At 65.5% G+C, this 15,630-nt stretch carries 17 protein-coding genes; 7 read left to right on the top strand and 10 right to left on the bottom strand.

The features are described 5' to 3' along the window. Nucleotides 1–60: 60 nt before the first annotated feature. Nucleotides 61–1,365, bottom strand: coding sequence for a cytochrome P450 (locus A9W96_RS08040; protein WP_067138826.1), 1,305 nt, complete (start codon nucleotides 1,363–1,365; stop codon nucleotides 61–63). 46 nt (nucleotides 1,366–1,411) lie between these two features. Continuing rightward, a complete protein-coding gene (locus A9W96_RS08035; RefSeq protein WP_082972101.1) occupies nucleotides 1,412–1,867 on the bottom strand; it encodes a nuclear transport factor 2 family protein in 456 nt (151 codons plus the stop codon). Nucleotides 1,868–1,931: 64 nt separating this feature from the next. On the opposite strand from A9W96_RS08035, the gene A9W96_RS08030 reads away from it, so the two are divergent. Then, nucleotides 1,932–2,717: a helix-turn-helix transcriptional regulator gene (locus A9W96_RS08030; protein WP_067138832.1), complete on the top strand. Its 786-nt coding sequence runs from the start codon at nucleotides 1,932–1,934 to the stop codon at nucleotides 2,715–2,717. A 12-nt stretch (nucleotides 2,718–2,729) separates the two neighbouring features. On the opposite strand, the gene A9W96_RS08025 is transcribed toward A9W96_RS08030, so the two are convergent. Further along, complete coding sequence (locus A9W96_RS08025; RefSeq protein WP_066873238.1) at nucleotides 2,730–3,203, bottom strand: SRPBCC family protein; 474 nt, start codon at nucleotides 3,201–3,203, stop codon at nucleotides 2,730–2,732. Next, complete coding sequence (locus A9W96_RS08020; RefSeq protein WP_066873235.1) at nucleotides 3,200–3,907, bottom strand: DUF899 family protein; 708 nt, start codon at nucleotides 3,905–3,907, stop codon at nucleotides 3,200–3,202. Before A9W96_RS08020 ends, A9W96_RS08025 begins: the two co-directional genes overlap by 4 nt. Nucleotides 3,908–4,156: 249 nt before the next feature. Between A9W96_RS08020 and A9W96_RS08015 the strand changes: the two genes are divergently transcribed. Then, the gene (locus A9W96_RS08015) at nucleotides 4,157–4,465 is read left to right on the top strand and encodes a hypothetical protein (RefSeq protein WP_066873232.1); all 309 of its coding nucleotides are present in this window, start codon (nucleotides 4,157–4,159) and stop codon (nucleotides 4,463–4,465) included. Nucleotides 4,466–4,510: 45 nt separating this feature from the next. On the opposite strand, the gene A9W96_RS08010 is transcribed toward A9W96_RS08015, so the two are convergent. The 5 genes from A9W96_RS08010 to A9W96_RS07995 form a co-directional block, all read right to left on the bottom strand. Then, nucleotides 4,511–5,221 carry an SDR family NAD(P)-dependent oxidoreductase gene (locus tag A9W96_RS08010; protein ID WP_067138824.1) on the bottom strand — a complete coding sequence of 237 codons (711 nt, stop codon included), beginning with the start codon at nucleotides 5,219–5,221 and terminating at the stop codon, nucleotides 4,511–4,513. 125 nt (nucleotides 5,222–5,346) lie between these two features. Beyond that, nucleotides 5,347–5,751: a hypothetical protein gene (locus tag A9W96_RS31315; RefSeq protein ID WP_156749135.1), complete on the bottom strand. Its 405-nt coding sequence runs from the start codon at nucleotides 5,749–5,751 to the stop codon at nucleotides 5,347–5,349. A gap of 96 nt (nucleotides 5,752–5,847) precedes the next feature. Next, nucleotides 5,848–9,210: an ATP-binding protein gene (locus tag A9W96_RS08005; RefSeq protein WP_067138822.1), complete on the bottom strand. Its 3,363-nt coding sequence runs from the start codon at nucleotides 9,208–9,210 to the stop codon at nucleotides 5,848–5,850. Continuing rightward, nucleotides 9,203–9,925: a DUF4194 domain-containing protein gene (locus tag A9W96_RS08000; RefSeq protein WP_067138820.1), complete on the bottom strand. Its 723-nt coding sequence runs from the start codon at nucleotides 9,923–9,925 to the stop codon at nucleotides 9,203–9,205. The genes A9W96_RS08005 and A9W96_RS08000 overlap by 8 nt, the downstream gene beginning before the upstream one ends. Further along, nucleotides 9,922–11,424, bottom strand: coding sequence for a DUF3375 domain-containing protein (locus tag A9W96_RS07995; RefSeq protein WP_067138818.1), 1,503 nt, complete (start codon nucleotides 11,422–11,424; stop codon nucleotides 9,922–9,924). Before A9W96_RS07995 ends, A9W96_RS08000 begins: the two co-directional genes overlap by 4 nt. 209 nt (nucleotides 11,425–11,633) lie before the next feature. On the opposite strand from A9W96_RS07995, the gene A9W96_RS30255 reads away from it, so the two are divergent. Further along, nucleotides 11,634–11,891, top strand: coding sequence for a hypothetical protein (locus A9W96_RS30255; RefSeq protein WP_082972097.1), 258 nt, complete (start codon nucleotides 11,634–11,636; stop codon nucleotides 11,889–11,891). Here A9W96_RS30255 and A9W96_RS07990 read toward each other — a convergent pair. Continuing rightward, nucleotides 11,879–12,328 (bottom strand): hypothetical protein, encoded by a 450-nt coding sequence (locus A9W96_RS07990; RefSeq protein WP_067020873.1) that lies wholly within the window; start codon nucleotides 12,326–12,328, stop codon nucleotides 11,879–11,881. The genes A9W96_RS30255 and A9W96_RS07990 overlap by 13 nt on opposite strands. Nucleotides 12,329–12,446: 118 nt before the next feature. Here A9W96_RS07990 and A9W96_RS07985 point away from each other — a divergent pair, with 118 nt between their 5' ends. From A9W96_RS07985 to A9W96_RS07970, 4 genes are all read left to right on the top strand, one after another. Next, the gene (locus A9W96_RS07985; RefSeq protein WP_082972096.1) at nucleotides 12,447–12,929 is read left to right on the top strand and encodes a helix-turn-helix domain-containing protein; all 483 of its coding nucleotides are present in this window, start codon (nucleotides 12,447–12,449) and stop codon (nucleotides 12,927–12,929) included. Between the two features lie 7 nt (nucleotides 12,930–12,936). Beyond that, a complete protein-coding gene (locus tag A9W96_RS07980) occupies nucleotides 12,937–13,407 on the top strand; it encodes a hypothetical protein (protein WP_156752829.1) in 471 nt (156 codons plus the stop codon). Continuing rightward, nucleotides 13,404–14,627, top strand: a complete 1,224-nt coding sequence (locus tag A9W96_RS07975) for a DUF6545 domain-containing protein (RefSeq protein ID WP_066876806.1) — start codon at nucleotides 13,404–13,406, stop codon at nucleotides 14,625–14,627. The genes A9W96_RS07980 and A9W96_RS07975 overlap by 4 nt, the downstream gene beginning before the upstream one ends. Before the next feature lie 79 nt (nucleotides 14,628–14,706). Next, on the top strand, nucleotides 14,707–15,630 hold a 924-nt coding region (locus A9W96_RS07970), incomplete at its 3' end, for a methyltransferase (protein WP_197499449.1).

Here is a 15,630-nt window from a genome sequence, read left to right as displayed (position 1 = left end):
CGCAATCGGTTTGAGTAACCCGGCGGGAATATCGGCCGATGTGGTTAGTCGGTAGCGCGGTCAGCCGGCGTTGACCCTGGCGGGCCCGAGATGGACTGGGAGGTGCTTGACTCCGTGCAGAAGGGTGCTGTCGTTGAGGGTCGGTTCGCCGGCGAGGGCGAGTTGGGGGAATCGTTCGAAGAGGGCGCGCAAGCCGATGTTCAATTCCATCCGGGCTAGCGGCGCACCGAGGCAGGCGTGCACACCGGTACCAAAGCCGATGTGGTCGCGGGCGTTGATCCTGGTGGTGTCGAATTCGTCGGGACGTTCGAAGATGGCTGGATCGCGGTTGGCACCGGCGATGCTGAGGAAGACGGTCGATCCCGCCCGGACGGTGTGGCCGTCGATCTGCAGCGTTTGGGTGGCCACCCGGGCGCCGAATTGGGCGACGGAGTGGTAGCGCAGCGTTTCTTCGACCGCGGTGGGCCAGCCCTCGGGGTGCGCTTGGAGGCCGGCCAGCTGGTCGGGGTGATCGACGAGCGCCGTGATGGCGTTACCGAAGGCGTGGGTGGTGGTGATGAAGCCGACGCCGAGCAGGAGCCCCGCGAACATCTTGACTTCCAGCGCGGTGAGCTCGCTGTCCTGCAGCACCGCCGACAGGACGCTGTTATCGCCGCCGCTGCGGCGCAGCCGCTCGATGTGCGCGTCGAGGTAACCTTCGAACCCGCGCAGGGCCGCGAGGGCGGTCCCGAAGTCGCGCCACGAGGGCACCGTGGTGGTGAGCAGCTTGGCGCCAGGATCGGCCATCGCGTAGAGATAAGGAATTTCATCGCGCGGAATTCCCAGCAACTCGGCGATGACCTCGATGGGAATTTGAGAGGCGTAGTTGGCGATCAAGTCGCAGCGAGCGTTGTCGTCGAGATCGGCGACCAAGGCGTCGACGATCTCTTGGATGCGATGACGCAGTCGATCGGTCGCCCGCGGGGTGAACGCCCGCGACACCAGGCGTCGGAGGCGCTCATGTTCGGGCGGATCAATGACCAGTAGAGACGGCGGTTCGAGGCCGTTCAGTACGCCCGGATTCGTTTTCGCAAAAGCCCATTGGACGATACGAAACGGCGACCGATCGTGGGGTTTGGAGGTCCGAAACCTGTCATCCCGCAAGATCTCTCGGACAATCTGAGCATCGGCGGTGACCCAGCCGCCGATCACCTCCGACAGGCGCCCCCGTTGACGAATCTGCTCAATGAGCCGGTGCGCGTTGTTGGGCTGGTGGTTGTCGATCACCAGCCGGGCGAACGGGTCGCCTCGGCGAGCCAACAGCTTCAGCGTCGCGCGAGCCAGTCCGTACCCGAGCACCCAGTGCGACCGGGTTTTCAGAGCCATTTCCGTATTGTTCGCCCCTACCTTGCCGAATGGATAGAGGCGCGCGTCAAAGTCGCCGACGCCAGGAATCCCGGTGGTATTCGTCGTTCGTCAGGACCTCGACGCCGCGCCAGCCCCAATACACGCGGTGGGCCTGAATCAAGCCGCTCTCGATCTCCATCACCTCGACGAAGTCCATTTGCTCACCGTCAGGCGTCGCGCGGGGATACTCCCAGGTCACCCGCCGACCGTCGGTGAAAAAGCCGGCCCGGTGATAAGCGCGCAGCTTCGGTGTGCGAGCTACCACCTCGGCGAGAAACGGCCGTAGCTGCGCGTGCCCCCGGCGGATTCCGTCCGTGCCGGTGATGTGGGCGACCAGCGGGCTTTCCAAGGTCGCATCGGTGGCATAACAGGCCAGCAGGGCGTCCAGGTCGTGAGCGGCCAGGGCGCTTTCCCAAGCCTGAACCACTGCCTCGATCGCGCCAGGCGGGGCTGTCGTGTTCGCGGTGTCGTCGGTGTCCATCGGCCCATCGTGATGCCGATTTGCTTCGGTGCCGCCCGAAATGTCCTCCACCTATCGTGGTGGCATGCCCAGCGATCCCGCACTCGAGGTCGCCGTCCGGGATGGCGGTGACGCCGATATCGGCAGTGTTGCCGCACTGATCGGCGAGCGTGCTCGGGCACGGGTATTGATGGCGTTGCTCGACGGGCGTGCGCTGCCCGCGAGCGTGCTGGCCACCGAAGCCGGGGTGGCCGCTTCGACGGCCAGCGAACACCTTGCCCAGCTGGTCCATGCCGGCCTGCTGACCGTGCATCGTCAAGGCCGCGCCCGCTACTTCCGTCTGGCCGGTCCACCGGTCGCCGAAGCCTTGGAGGCCCTCGCCCGAATCGCTGCGCCCGAGCCGATCCGCTCCCTGCGCCAAGGGACACGTGCGCACGCCCTGCGGCGCGCCCGCACCTGTTACAACCACCTCGCCGGGCGGTTGGGCGTTGCGATCATGAGCGCGATGCTCGACCGGGAGCTGATCGCCGGCGGCGACGGACGCCACCGTCCGGATGCCGCCGCAGCCGACCGGCTGTCGGCTCCGGGCGCAGACCTGACCTACCAGCTCACCGCCAGGGGACGAGAAAACCTCAGCGCCTTGGGAATAGACCTGGCCCCTCTCGATCGCAGCAAGCCCATGATCCGCTACTGCGTGGACTGGTCCGAACAACGCCATCACCTCGCCGGCGCGCTCGGGTCCGCGCTTGCCCGACGCCTTTTCGATCTGGACTGGATCCGTCACATCAATCAACGCCGCGCGGTGATGCTCACCGACGCCGGGCGGCAAGGACTCAGCGACACCTTTGGCCTACCCGCGAACTGGGATTGACCGTTTAGCTGGTCAACCAGCGACCGAGCGCTCGAGAGCGACCAGGGAGGTAGCGAGGTAATCCTCGCCGAAGATGGGCATCTCGCCAACCCGGTCCCGGAAGGCCTGCGGCGTACCGCTCCAGTCGTACGTGAGGGTGACGTCGGTGCGATCACCGTTCGGCACAAGGTCATAACGCCAGAACCAGCCGCCCGGCGTGTGGTTGCCCGCGTCGTCGAGCAGCCCAGGCATCCAGGCAATGGTGCGGTCCCGCTCGAACACATGCACCAGGTTGTGCGTGACGTAGTCGCCGCCCGCGGCGGTGAGGTACATGTTCATCGAGAACATCTGTCCCGCGCCGGTGATCGGCGCGGTGTCCACGGCGTCGCGGACCCAATCCGTGGGCTCGATGTTCTGGTGGCGGGACGGGTCGGCGAGGACTGCGAAGATCGCGGCCGGGGTGGCAGCGATGGTGCGGGTGACGACGAAACGTTCGGCGGCGCTCACGGTTTGGCCTCAGTCGTCGTGCATCCATACGCGGCCGCGATGGCGGGGGAGTCGAGCCACCCCGAGTAGGTGGGCCGCGACGGCCAACCTGGCGGCGAATCGAGCCATTCCTCTTGCCGGCCCCACGGCAGAATGTCGATCAGCCCGAACGAGTGACTGAGTTGCTCGGTGCCTCGCCCGTTCGTATGCCAGGTGCGATACACCGTGTCGGCGTCGCGCAGGAACACGTTCACGCCGAACCCGCCGCCGGGCGGCGCGTCCATGTCGGCGGCGAACGGGCTCTGCGATGACGAGTACCACTGCATCCGGTTGCCGACTCTCCGCTTGTAGGCCAGCGCTTCCTCGATCGGTCCATTGGTGACGATGACGAACCGGGCGTCGTAGTTCTCGAGGAATTCCAGTCGGGTGAATTGCGACGTGAAGCCGGTGCACCCGCTGCACTGCCATTCCGCGCCGTCGGCCCACATGTGGTGATAGACGATCAGCTGCGAGCGGCCGTCGAACACGTCGACCAGGCGGATGGGCCCGTCGGCACCCACCAGGGTGTAGTCGGGCAACTCGACCATGGGCAGCCGTCGCCGCTGGGCGGCGATCGCGTCCAGTTCGCGGGTGGCGGCCTTCTCGCGGTTGCGCAGTTCCTCCAGCGCGGCACGCCAGGTTTGGTGATCGACGACCGGCGGCAAGGCCGTGTGTTCGGGGGACATGGCTTCACCTTTGCTCTCGATTTGTCCGTGCGAAAGGTCTGACCAGTCCTGTGTCCGGAATTCATCGGCACGCCTCCGACGCCGCTGTCCTTGACCCAATCGGTGCATCGCATGTCCGCTAGCGCCGGCGCTAGCGGACATGACACCCGCCAATGGGGGCGCCCGGCCGTTGCCGTAGCGCAGAAGACGCTATTGACCTGCATGCCTGGGCTGGGTTCGATTAGTAAATAGCCACGAGGGGAGGTCCCCATGAGGACATTCATTCGCCAAGCTGTCGTCATCGTCATGCTGGCGTTCGCGTCGATGGCAGCCGTGACGGTGTTGACGCCGGCGGTGAGCAAGGCCGACTGCGCCGACGGCGAGTGGTGGGACCCGACCGGCAAGGTCTGCCGACCGCTCGGGGTCGGGCCGCAACCCTTGGCGTGCGACCCGGGCCAGTGGTGGGACCCGACGGCCAACGTGTGCCGCCCCTTGGGTGTCGGGCCGCAACCGCTCGCATGCGACAACGGCTGGTGGTGGGATCCGGGCGCCAACGAATGCCGTCCGCCGGCCGGCTAGTACCCAGGCGTGGATTCTGAGACACCCAGCGGATCGGCTCCGGCTTCAGCGATTCAGGAGAGCCGCGTACTGACGTTCCAGTGCCTTGGCCGCACCGCCATACCAGCTCGGCGAGACCGACTGCGACATCGGATCGGGGAAGATTTCTTCGGCCCCTTGCTCGACCCCGTCGAGGATGGCGCGCGCCACGGAATCTGCTGACGACTTGGGTATGTCGAGGCCCCGGGTCATGTCCGTGTCCACCGGGCCGGTCAGGACCGCGTGAACGCTGACACCCTGTCCTGCGAGAAGAACTCGCAGAGACTGAGTGAAGTTGAATGCGGCCGCCTTGGAAATCGAATAGGCCGGAATCAGTGGCAGTGGCGCGAGCGCGTTCACCGAAAGATTGTTCACGATGGCGCCCCGAGACCGAATCAGCAACGGCAGCAAGGCCTGAGTGAGGTCGGAGGTGCCGAAGAGATTGACGGCGAGGTGTTGTTGAAGCACCGCGCGATCACTCAGGTCGTCGTAGAGTGCCACGCCGGCGTTGTTCACGAGAATGTCGAGAGATTCGAGGTTTTGCGCGGCCTGCTCGATCTGCGCGGCGTCGGTCACGTCCAGGCTCAAGGCGGTGACCCGCGGATCCGGATCGGCCGCCGGTTGGCGCGTGCCGGCGTACACGTGTTTGGCGTCTCGCCGCAGCGCCTCCTCGACCAGGGCCTTACCGATGCCCCGATTCGCGCCGGTCACCAGCACGGTCTTCCCAGCGATGGTCATACATCCTCCTAGATCAACCGAAGTTTGAAGCGGTCGAAGATGTAGATCCCGCGCTGAGCAGAAAATGAGCGGTCGTTATGCGCCTGTGTCAGGGCTCGGTCGGCGGATGGGCCGCCACCGGTACATCACGGCGTTCCTGAACACATGAACGGAAACCCGCACCACGGCTTGCGCGTCGCCTCCGGAGGCGGGGGACCGCCCTCCCAGATCCCGGGGGCGGCGTTTCCATGCCCCCAGACGACGCCGTACCAGGTGTGGCACTGACTGGCGTCCCAGTTGACTTGCGTCCCCGGGCATCCGCGCCCGGTCTGCGGGTGCAGCCCGGTCTTTTGGTCTTCGGGGCAACAGGTGTACGGCCCGCTCGCACCCGGCGGCACCGGCCCGTCTTCGGGTGCCAAGCCATGCGTCTGCGGCACCGGCCCCGGCTGGGCCTGTGCGGTGCCGAGGGCGAGCCCCAGTCCGGCCACCACGACACCGCACGACAACAGCGCCGCGCCTACGACTTTCCTCGCAATTTCGTTGATGGCCACAGCAGTGCCCCTTCGCTGGTATCGGAAATTCAACGCCGAAACTCGCGAAATTTTTGCGCTTTCGCGTGGCTACCGATCCCAAAAAGGGTCAGCGCGTCACACGCCGGCCGCAACCAGTGCCGACGACGTCCGCATCTCATGCCGCAACGCGGTGAAGTCCGTGATCGTCTTGGTGGTCACGGTCGCCACCGGGCGCGAGTTGCGGCCGGTGGCTTCGCGCTTGGACACCATCACCACACTGTCGATGTACGGCTGGATGGTCGTGGCATTCTGCACGGTCGCCACGATGACGAGCTGGAAACCGAACTTGCGGAAGGCCTGCAATGCCTGCTGAGCGAATTGTGGGTCGGACTTGGAAAACGCCTCATCGAGCATGAGCTGAGCGAAAACCGGCTTGTTGTCCGCACTTTCAGGATTCGCCAGGTTGAAGCTCAACGCCCCCGCCAAACAGAACGCCATCAGCTTCTCCTGCTCACCCCCGGAGTTGTCACCGGCGTTGCTGTGCGTGCGGATCAGCTCATCGCTACTGACATCCCACTCGGCGCAGTCGAAAGTGAAGCGGTTGCGGACGTCCAGGGCGTCGCGGGTCCACGCCTTGTCTTCTGGAGCCGTCGAGGCCAATCGATTACGCAGGCGCAGGATGTCGGCGTACTGGTCCAGGATGGCCTGCTTGTCGCCGAGGCCCACCTCGGCGATGCGCCGCGAGATGGCCCGGACGATCTCGGTGAGCTCGGCGACCGCGGTCAGGCTGCGCGCGGTGGCGCGCAGGGTGAGCCGGGTGCCCCGGTTGAACTCCACCGCGCCCAGCCCGGTGTTCACGCGTTCGATCTGCTCGCTGATCCGCCGAGCCTCCTGTTCGGCGACCCGGTGCAGGGTCAGGATGGCGTCGGGTGCCTGCTCGGTCACCAGCCGCATCATTCGCTCGTAGGCCTCGGGGAGTTCACGCTCGTCGATGTGACGGCACAGCGCGACGTAATCGTGCACGCGCTCGTCGAAGACGTCGCTGTCGTTGGGGATCGCGTCGGGAAAGGCGGTGTCGAACGTGTTGAGGATCCGCGCGAGCTCATCGTATGAGCGCCTGCGGCTTTCGCGCAGCTGCTCGCGTTCGCGCCGGATGGCGGTGAACAGCGCGTCGCGGTGCGGTTCGGGGTTGAGCATGTCCAGCGCGACGGGCACGTCGGCGGCGTAGCGGTTCAACAGATCGGTCAGCGGCTCGGAGACGAAAGCCGGAGCGAGCCGGTCGGAAAGCTCGAGCAACTGGGTGCGTCGACCGTCGAGGTCGTCGCGGCGGGTCTGGATCGCGCCGCGACGGGTCATCAGGGTCTGGATCTGCTCCCAGCACTCCTCGGCCCGCGCGGTGAGCGCCTCGATATCGGGGTTGTCGGCCAGCAGCAGCTCGAACTGCTCGCGCAACCTCTCGGCGTGCCCGTCGGCGGTCTCGGTGTCGATATGGGTCCACTGCTCGTACTGATCACAGATCGCCTTGAACGCCGCGGCCCGGTCCCGCCACTGCTGGCGTTCGGCGGCGATGTCGTCGGCGACGCTGCAGGCGCGTCGATACGCCTCTTCGGCGTGGGCCAGATCCACGGTCAGCGCGTCGACCTTGGCGGCGACATCGCCTTGGTAGATGTAGTCGGCCTGCTTGAGCGGTCGGCGGTCGTCCTTGATGGCGAGGCGTTCGGAGTCCTTGTACAGGCCGGTGTCGGTGACGGCGCGCCGAAAGCGGGGGAACACGTCGGGGGTGTCGACGCAGATGTGATCGCCGGCGGCGGCGATGACGTCGGCGGCCTCGGCGGCGCAGTCGTGGGTGGGGTCGACGACGAACAGCTTGCCGGCCAACGTGTTCGGCTCGGCCTCGGTGATCTGCGCGCCGATGAACCTGGCGCGGACGTGATGCAGCTGCAGCCGACCACCCATGTTGGTTTCGTTGACGAACCGCAGCACCGCCGCGTAGTGGCTGTCGGACACGAGCAGCCGCAGACCAACGCCGCGCAGCACCTTCTCGACGGCGACGCGCCAGCGGCTGTGTTCGGGTCGCAGATCCATCAGCTCTGCGATATAGGGCAGCTCACCGGGGTGGATACCGACTGCGGCGCAGATGTTTTCACGCATCGTCAGGGCGAACTCCGGCAGCGCCGACCCGACGCGCTCGACGCGTTTGAGTTCCTTGGCCGCGTCGTCGCGGGCGATGCGGGCAACCTTCTGGGCGTACTCGGCATCGGTCGAGGCTTCGCGGCCGCGGTCCAGTTTTGCCAGTAGCTCGGTGGCGCGGGTGGTGAGTTCCTCACGCAGGTTCCAGAATTCGTCCGCGGTTTCCGGGACGTCGAGGCCGTGCGCGGTGAGCAGGGCTTCATAGGCGGTCCGCCGCCGCGACACCTGCTCGGCGTGCGCCTCGGCGGCGGCCACCTGCGACTGCAGCGGACCCAGGCTGGTGCTGGATCCGCTGATCTGCGCGTTGAGCGAATCACCCTCGGCCTTGGCCAGGTTGAGCTGGCGGGTGACGTCCTCATATTCGTTGCCGAGCTGATCGATGGTGGCGTCGAGCGATTCGATCTGCGCGGGGCACTGCGCCAGCCGGACGTGATCGGTGTAGGCGCGGACCATCGGTTGGTCGACGAGATCGATGATGCCCAGGTCGGAGGACTCCGAGGCGTAGCGCTGCTGGATCTTCTCGATGTCACCGAGGATCTTGCGTTTGCGTTGCGCGACGGCCAGCAGTTCGCGGGCATCCACCAGGGGGTCGATCTGCTTGAGCGCCTCGGGCAGCCGGGTCAGGCTGGCCGGCTCGTCGAGCATGAACTCCCGGACGAACTGTTCAAGCCCACCAACACTTTTCAGCGATTTGGCCTTGCCGAGCAACTGCTGCGCGGCGTCGGACGCCCGGATGCCGATGGTCGCATACAACTGGGCGAGGTATTGCGACTCCACCTTGGTGGAGAACCGCCAATCGTCTTTGAACACCGCCGCGTCGAAGCGTCCCGCGGCCCAGCGGTTGCAGACGTTCTCGATGTCGCGGTCGCCGTCGGCCAGCACGAACCGGCTCGAGGAGTCCGATCGCGATTTACCGGTGAGCCATTTGAGCACCAGGCCGGTGACAGTGCGTCCGGTGTTGCTGCGGTAGGTGACGGCAACCGCCGACCAGGCGGTGCCGTCGCCGCGCAGATACATGACCTTGCTGCTGCCGGCGTCGCTGCGCTGGCCCCAGGCGCCGCGGACGTATTTGTCGACGGTGCGCCGGCCGGCGCTCGACCCGGCGGCGGTGTTATCGCCGGAGGCGTTGAAGTTGCGGCGGTTGAAGGGCAGGAAGCCGAGCGAAATGGCATCCAGGAGTGAGGATTTGCCGCTGCCGGAGGCGCCGGCGATCAGCGCGCCGCCTGCACTGAATCGGATGGAGTGGTACCCATCGAAGACACCCCAGTTGATGACCTGCAGGCGCGCCAGGTGGAACTGTTCAGTCATCCTCGGGTCCCTCCTCGTCGCCTTGCCCCCGTTCCTGGGGGACCCCGCCGCGCAGGAGAATCTCGAACTGCTGCTGCAGCTCGGCGATCACCGAGGCCGTCATGACGGCGTTGATGACCGGGCTGACCGTGTAGCTGTCCTCGTCGTCGCGCGTCTTGCGCAGGATCTCCAGCGACGCCAGCCGGGCGATGGCGCCGTCGATGCGCGCGGCGAAGGTGACGGCGTCGCGGTCGACGTCGTTGAGGACCCCGGAGAACAGCCCGTGCATTTCCTCGCGGCTGATCACGACGACCTGATCACCGGAGGCGCGCATCATCTGCGCCAGGTGCAGCGCCAAGATGGAATCGTAGGTGCCCAGCGGCTCACGGCGCAAAAGCTTTACGCCGCGGGCGGATTCGTAGCGGGCCTGCTCGACGAACGCGACCCCGTCGGTTTCGGAAGTGCCCTCGACGACGCGCAGCAACAGATCCAGTTCCGAGAGTCTGACGGACAGTTGGGCGCGGTATTCCTGCACCCACGTGTAGATGTCGCGGTCGGCCTCGGCGCTGATGTAGCGGCGAGTCAGCAGCTGTTGTAGCGCCCAGCAGGCCCGGTCGGGCAGCTCGGATACGTCGCCGTCGAACCGGGGCCGGCGCTGGTGCGGGATGCGCGCGGTCTGGTCGACCTGGGGAAGTGCGGAGAATCCGCTGTAGTCGACGGTTTCTTCGACGGTCACGCAGTGGCTCCCAGCAGACTGGACACCGGCTCGGTGAACATCAAGTACGGCACCTCCATCTCGCGGTCGCGCCCGTCCAGGGATTGAAAGCGGACGGTGACCGATTCGGAAACCTGTTCGGATTCCGGTTGTTTGAGCGCCCACGACCACAACACGATGACGTGGCCCAGATAGGCCGAATCGAGCATCGCGACCGCATCCGGCAGCGACAGCTTGGCCCCGGAGCTGATCGCGGTGTTGATCATCTCGGACATCGCGGGCGCGTCGACCTGCGTGGTGAGTGCGGCGAAGCTGGCGAGGTCGACCTCGCCCTCGGCGGCCTGAGCCGGCTTCGGATTGGACAGCTCACCGATCCGGAAGCTCAGCGCCCCAACCGAACTGAACGCGTGGCGGGCCAACGGAAGTTCGATGTCCAGGCGGGAATCGGTCAGCGAAGCCTTCAGCAGGTTGCGCGCGGCGCCGATGGCCTCGTTGAGCTGACGGGCCACGCCGCGGCTCTGCTCGAGGGTGCCGAATGCGGTGAACCGTTTGACCCGCTGCGCGCAGCGCTGTTGGATGCGTTCCACTTCATCGATCTGGTGACCGACGAGTTCGAAAAAGCCGGCCATCACCTTGCGCAGGGCGGGATCGAGGGCAGGCAGGGCTTGGGCGACCGCGGCGACGTCGGCTTCGAACTCGACCCGTTGATCCGGGTCGTTGATCATCCGCAGGAAGGCACGGTGCGAGTCGCGGCCCCGCGAATCCCACGCGGCCTCGTAGTCGGCGTACATGCGACGCTGACGGTCACGGTATTCGAGGTTGCTGTCGATCGGCTCGTCAAGGGCCGCGGTGGCCCGTTCGATCATCGTCCCATACTGGCCGATGTCGGTAATCAGACGTTCCATCTGCAGGGCGATGGCGTGGGCTTCGTCGTAGGCGTCGGTGAGGTCGACGTCGTGACTGGCCTCAGCCGAAGTGGCGCCTTGCTCCAGGGCGTCGAGCTCGGCTTGCAGAGCGGCGATTTCGGCTTCGATGCCGGCGCGGATGCGGGCGGGGTCGTTGCCGACCCGCAACGCGATCTGCTTGAGCCGCGACGCGATGCCGTTGATCGAGCCGCCGGTGGCGATGGTGTCCTGACGGCGCATGCCCCGCAGAAAGTCGAGCGCGCGGCGCGCCTCCTGGGTCAAATAGCACAGGTTGCGTTCGAGCCCGGAGCGCTGGTCGGCTACCCGGTGTAGCCAGCCCTGGCTGGCCCACGACTTGATCAGGGCCAGGCCGGACTGCTCACCCGACTGGTCGAGTTCGGCCAGGTCGCGCTCGAGGCGAATGACCAGGTCGGTCTCGGGGACCACACCGCCACTGAGCTGGCGTTCCATCAGGGTCGCATAGAGGTTGAGGTTCAACGTGGCCAGCAGGCGGACGGTCGGCGAGCCCTGAAGGCCGCGGTTGGACTCGAGCAGGTCGGCAGGCGACAGCGTTGTGTCGTCGTCCAGCACGCGCCCTCCGTCTCGATCAGTCATGTCTCGGACGCTCCAAGATATGGCACGGTGGCGACAATCGGCGTTCGGTCGGCGGGGTGTCGGGGGATGGTTTGGGCGGGTCGGTCACAGCGGTCTCAGGCATCGCTCAAGCCTCAGTGGTCACCGGCGAAAGCCGGAACGGATGGAAGGTTTTGGCACTGCAGGTACGGCGTCCGCCTGTTGCCCGGATCAGGGCTAAGATCCGCGTCATGACTGCGGCACTGGTCGCGAAAGCCCTGTTGCTGGCCTTTCTCATCGTGGCCTGTGGCGTCTTGGTCGTGACGTATGTGCGCAGGCGACGCGCCGGCGTGCGGCCATGGCAAAACCCTTATGCCGCACCATATCTCGACGTATATCGCGGCCCGCTGCCCCCGGTACCGCCCCCGCCGGCGATGACCTACGAGCGGTCCGCTGACGGGGAGCCTCCCGGGTGCGGTCCAGACGGCGTTGCCGATCAGCCCCAGTAGGCGAAGTTGCAGGTGGGGCGCGGTTCGCTCTTGAGGGACACGAGTTTGTCGCCGTCCATGATGATCGTGCAGGTGAGCGGGGCGTCTCCGCCGTCGGCGGAGACCTGCGACTCCACTTCGTTGTAGACGGAGTACTGCTTTTCCCATGGCAGGGGCACATTGGTCTCGGTCTGCTCCGGGCCGCCGTTGATCCGGTAACGGATCGTGACCGGGGCGCTTCCGCCGCTGACCTTCATCACCGCAGTACCGACTGGCGGGCCGGTGGGCGCAGCGGAGGTCGGCGTCGGCGGTGTCGACGTCGCGATCTGCGAGGTGGTGGCGGCACCGCCAGGGGTATGCACCGCGTGTCCGGTGATGCTTTTGGTGCACGCCGTCGCGGCAACGCCTGCGGACAAAAGGCCGATGACCGCCGCGATGGCATAACGGTACGAACGCATTTTCAAAGCCTAATGACCGGCGCGTGTATTCGGGGTTGATCGAAAAGTCGGTGGTTAGCAGGCCGGGCAGCTGATAACGTCAGTATATGAGGACAACGTTGCGATGAAACGAGAGTAAATGGATCGCGGCAATGTGCCAGACGGGGTGCAACGTGTTGCTGAGAACGGCTCGGATCTCGCGGTCAAGTTGAACCAGCTGTTCGATGTGATGCGGCAGGCCGGCACGCCTCCGCTATCGAACGCCGCCACTGCGGCGGCGATAACCAGCAAGACGGGCGTGTCGATCAGTCCGGCCTATCTCTGGCAGCTCAGAAACGGCGTCAAGACCAACCCGACGGTGCAACATCTGCGCGCCATCGCCGACTTTTTCGGTGTGCCTGCGTCCTATCTGATTGATCGCGACACTGATCCGAAAATCGAGGCACAACTGACTTTGATGCAAGCATTGCGCGACAGCGGCGTGCGAGATTTGGCCATGCGCACGTCCGGACTAACTCCACAAGCCATAAGCAGTTTGGCCGCGATGGTCGATGAAATTCGCAAACTGCAAGACCTGCCGCCCATGGCGCCAGGAGAATGGTCGGGTCTAGATGACTTCTAAGGCTGACATGCGCGCGCTGGTGCGTACCCTGCCCGTCCCGGTCCCTTGGGATCGCACCACTTTTATCGATGCCGTCGCCCGTTTGCGTGGTCGGCCGATTCGCGTGGTCCCGACGGTAGACAAACTCGCGATAAGCGCCTGCGGGCTGTGGATGAAACGGGACGACGACGACATCATCATCCACGAAGCCGGTACTTCGGAGTACCACATCGATCAGATCGTGTGCCACGAAATCGGGCACATGGTGTTGGAACATGACCGCGGGATCGCGGGCGGGAGTGATGGTAGCCACCACAAAATGATCTTTGCGACCGCTCTAGCCGGTTTCGACCCTCGCGTCGGGGAGATCCTGGGCCGCACCGCTTTCGACGACGACCGAGAACGCGACGCGGAGATGTTCGCGTCGATAGTGATGCTCGCGGCCGCCGAGGGCGGGACGCAGAAGTCGATGATGAGCAGCGTGTTCTTCCGCCCGTGAGCTCGTCCGCCGTGCCAGGCATCATCGCCTGGCCTGTGATCGCGTTCATGACGCTCGTCCTGCTCGGGCGCTTCCGATGGTGCAATACCAACCTCTACGAAAAATACTTCAACAACACGTTGGTGCTCCTGCTGCTGACGCAATTGTTGCGCGAGCGGCTGGTCCAAAACATGCTCGTCAGTGCAGCTTTCATGACGAGACCAGGCACCTGGCAACTGAGTACCGCTCTAATGAGTTACAGCTACGCCGAATTCATGGGATTCATCCTGCTGTGGTCGGGGATGTCAGAAGCCGAAGCCCGCCGCAAGCACAGGTATTACCGCCTGGCGGGGGTGTTACTGGCTTCCGGAGTCCTCATCTTCGGCACTCCCGCGCGAATCGCAGAAAAGCCCCTCGAGTTCACGGTCGGCTGGGAGAGCGTGACGGGCTTGACTTGCGTGTCGGCGTTGCTGACGGTCCTGGCGGCCCGCATGATTTTGCTTTCCGTGCACGAGTTCCGTATCGCCAGCGGGCGGCGGGAGCGCTTGATCGCGATCAGCACTCTGTCAATGGGCCTGGCCGGCATCGGGAATGTGGTCCAAGAGGCCGCCCTGCAAATGTCCGACCAGCTTGGCTGGACTCACACCGCCGACTTCAGGCAGCAGTACCACGCGTTCGGCCTTTTCTTCATGATATTCGGCGTGTTCGCGACTGCGGCTGTCCCTCTTGCCACCAAGCTGCGTCGCTCACTCGGGCTGGATCCCATCAGCCACAGCTGGCGCACGCTGCAACCGCTGCGGCGGGCTCTGCGAACCGTCGTCCCAGAGTGTGTCTTCGCCCTTGACCACGAGGAGCCCCGGCGCCAAAAATCACAGCTGCAGCTACATCACACCGTCGTCGAGATCCGGGACGCAATCTTGGGACTTCGCCCATATGTCCGTGAGATACCCAACCATGAGCTAATGCGCTTTCTGACCAAGCCCCGCCCGGTGCCGGCGCGCGACCGCGACGCGGCCGTCGCAGCCCTGCGCCTGGCGTACGCCGCCAGAGCCAAAGCGGCCGGCGTGACGCCGGAACTGCCCGACATGGACTCGGCGCTGATCGGCGCGTCGGGAGCGGCGACGCTGCAACAGGAAGCCGCCGAACTCGCGACGCTGGCGAAATGGTGGCCCGCCGCCCATGCCGCCACCGCGGACATCAGCCAAACTGCGGCCGACGAGAAAGCGAGCCCGACACTATGATCGCGCCTGCCCAACGACCGATCCGGCATCCCCGCTTTCGGCTGCGCCGGATTTCGGCGATCGGCGATAGGTGATGTCGATGCGCCTGCCTACCTTGCCATTACCGCGTTCGGTGGCGCGCGGCGTATTCGATGCTCGACGCCGTGTGTTGGATCTCGCGGACGCCGCGGTGCCGGGGGAGTTCGCGCTGTTCTCCGACATCACCTTCGGGTTGCAGAAGCTGAAAATCGCGGGCGTGCTCGTCTCTTCAGGATTAGCCGATGCCCTCGGCGAGGACGCACGCGATCCAGTCGAACTGGCACACAAACTCGGATTAGACCCGGACGTGACCGTCAGAATCGTGAACGCCGCGACCGGGTCGCGGTTGATGAAACTGGATCGCCGGGGCCGTGCACGCATGACGAAGCTCGGTGCACCGCTACGTCGCGACCACCCCAGATCGATCGCCTCCTGGGTCGCCTACTACGCGCACCCCGACACGGCAGCCGCATATGCGCACCTCGACGCCCAACTCCGCGAAGGCGCCGAAACCTCGGGATACCGAAGGGCTTTCGGCTTGTCGCTATGGGAGTACCTGGACGAGCACCCCGACATGCGGAGCATGTTCGCAGACGCCATGCGTCAGCTCACCCAGTTCGACCTCGCCGGCATCGTGCGGACCTATCCATGGCCAACGCATGGAGTCATCTGCGACGTCGCCGGGGGAGTCGGGCACATGCTCGCGGCCATCCTCGAACGTCGGCCTAACGCTCGGGGCATCCTGCTCGATTCGCCCGAGATCATCGAGCAGGCAGACGGGTTTCTACGCGAGCGAGGGTTGGCCGGCCGGATCGAGCGCCGCACCGGCGACCTGTTCGGTCAGCTCGAGGCTCGCGCTGACGTCTACACGATGAAATGGATTCTGCACGACTGGGACGATGATGCCTGCCGCGAAATTCTCAAGCGGGTCCACGCCACCATGCCGCCCGGCGCGAAGGTGGTCACCATCGATATGCACCACGAA

It is taken from the genome of Mycobacterium sp. 1245852.3, assembly GCF_001669335.1.
Lineage (GTDB): Bacteria > Actinomycetota > Actinomycetes > Mycobacteriales > Mycobacteriaceae > Mycobacterium > Mycobacterium europaeum_A.
The sequence above is the reverse complement of the archived record's forward strand: the minus strand, read 5'-3'. Positions and strand labels throughout refer to the sequence as shown.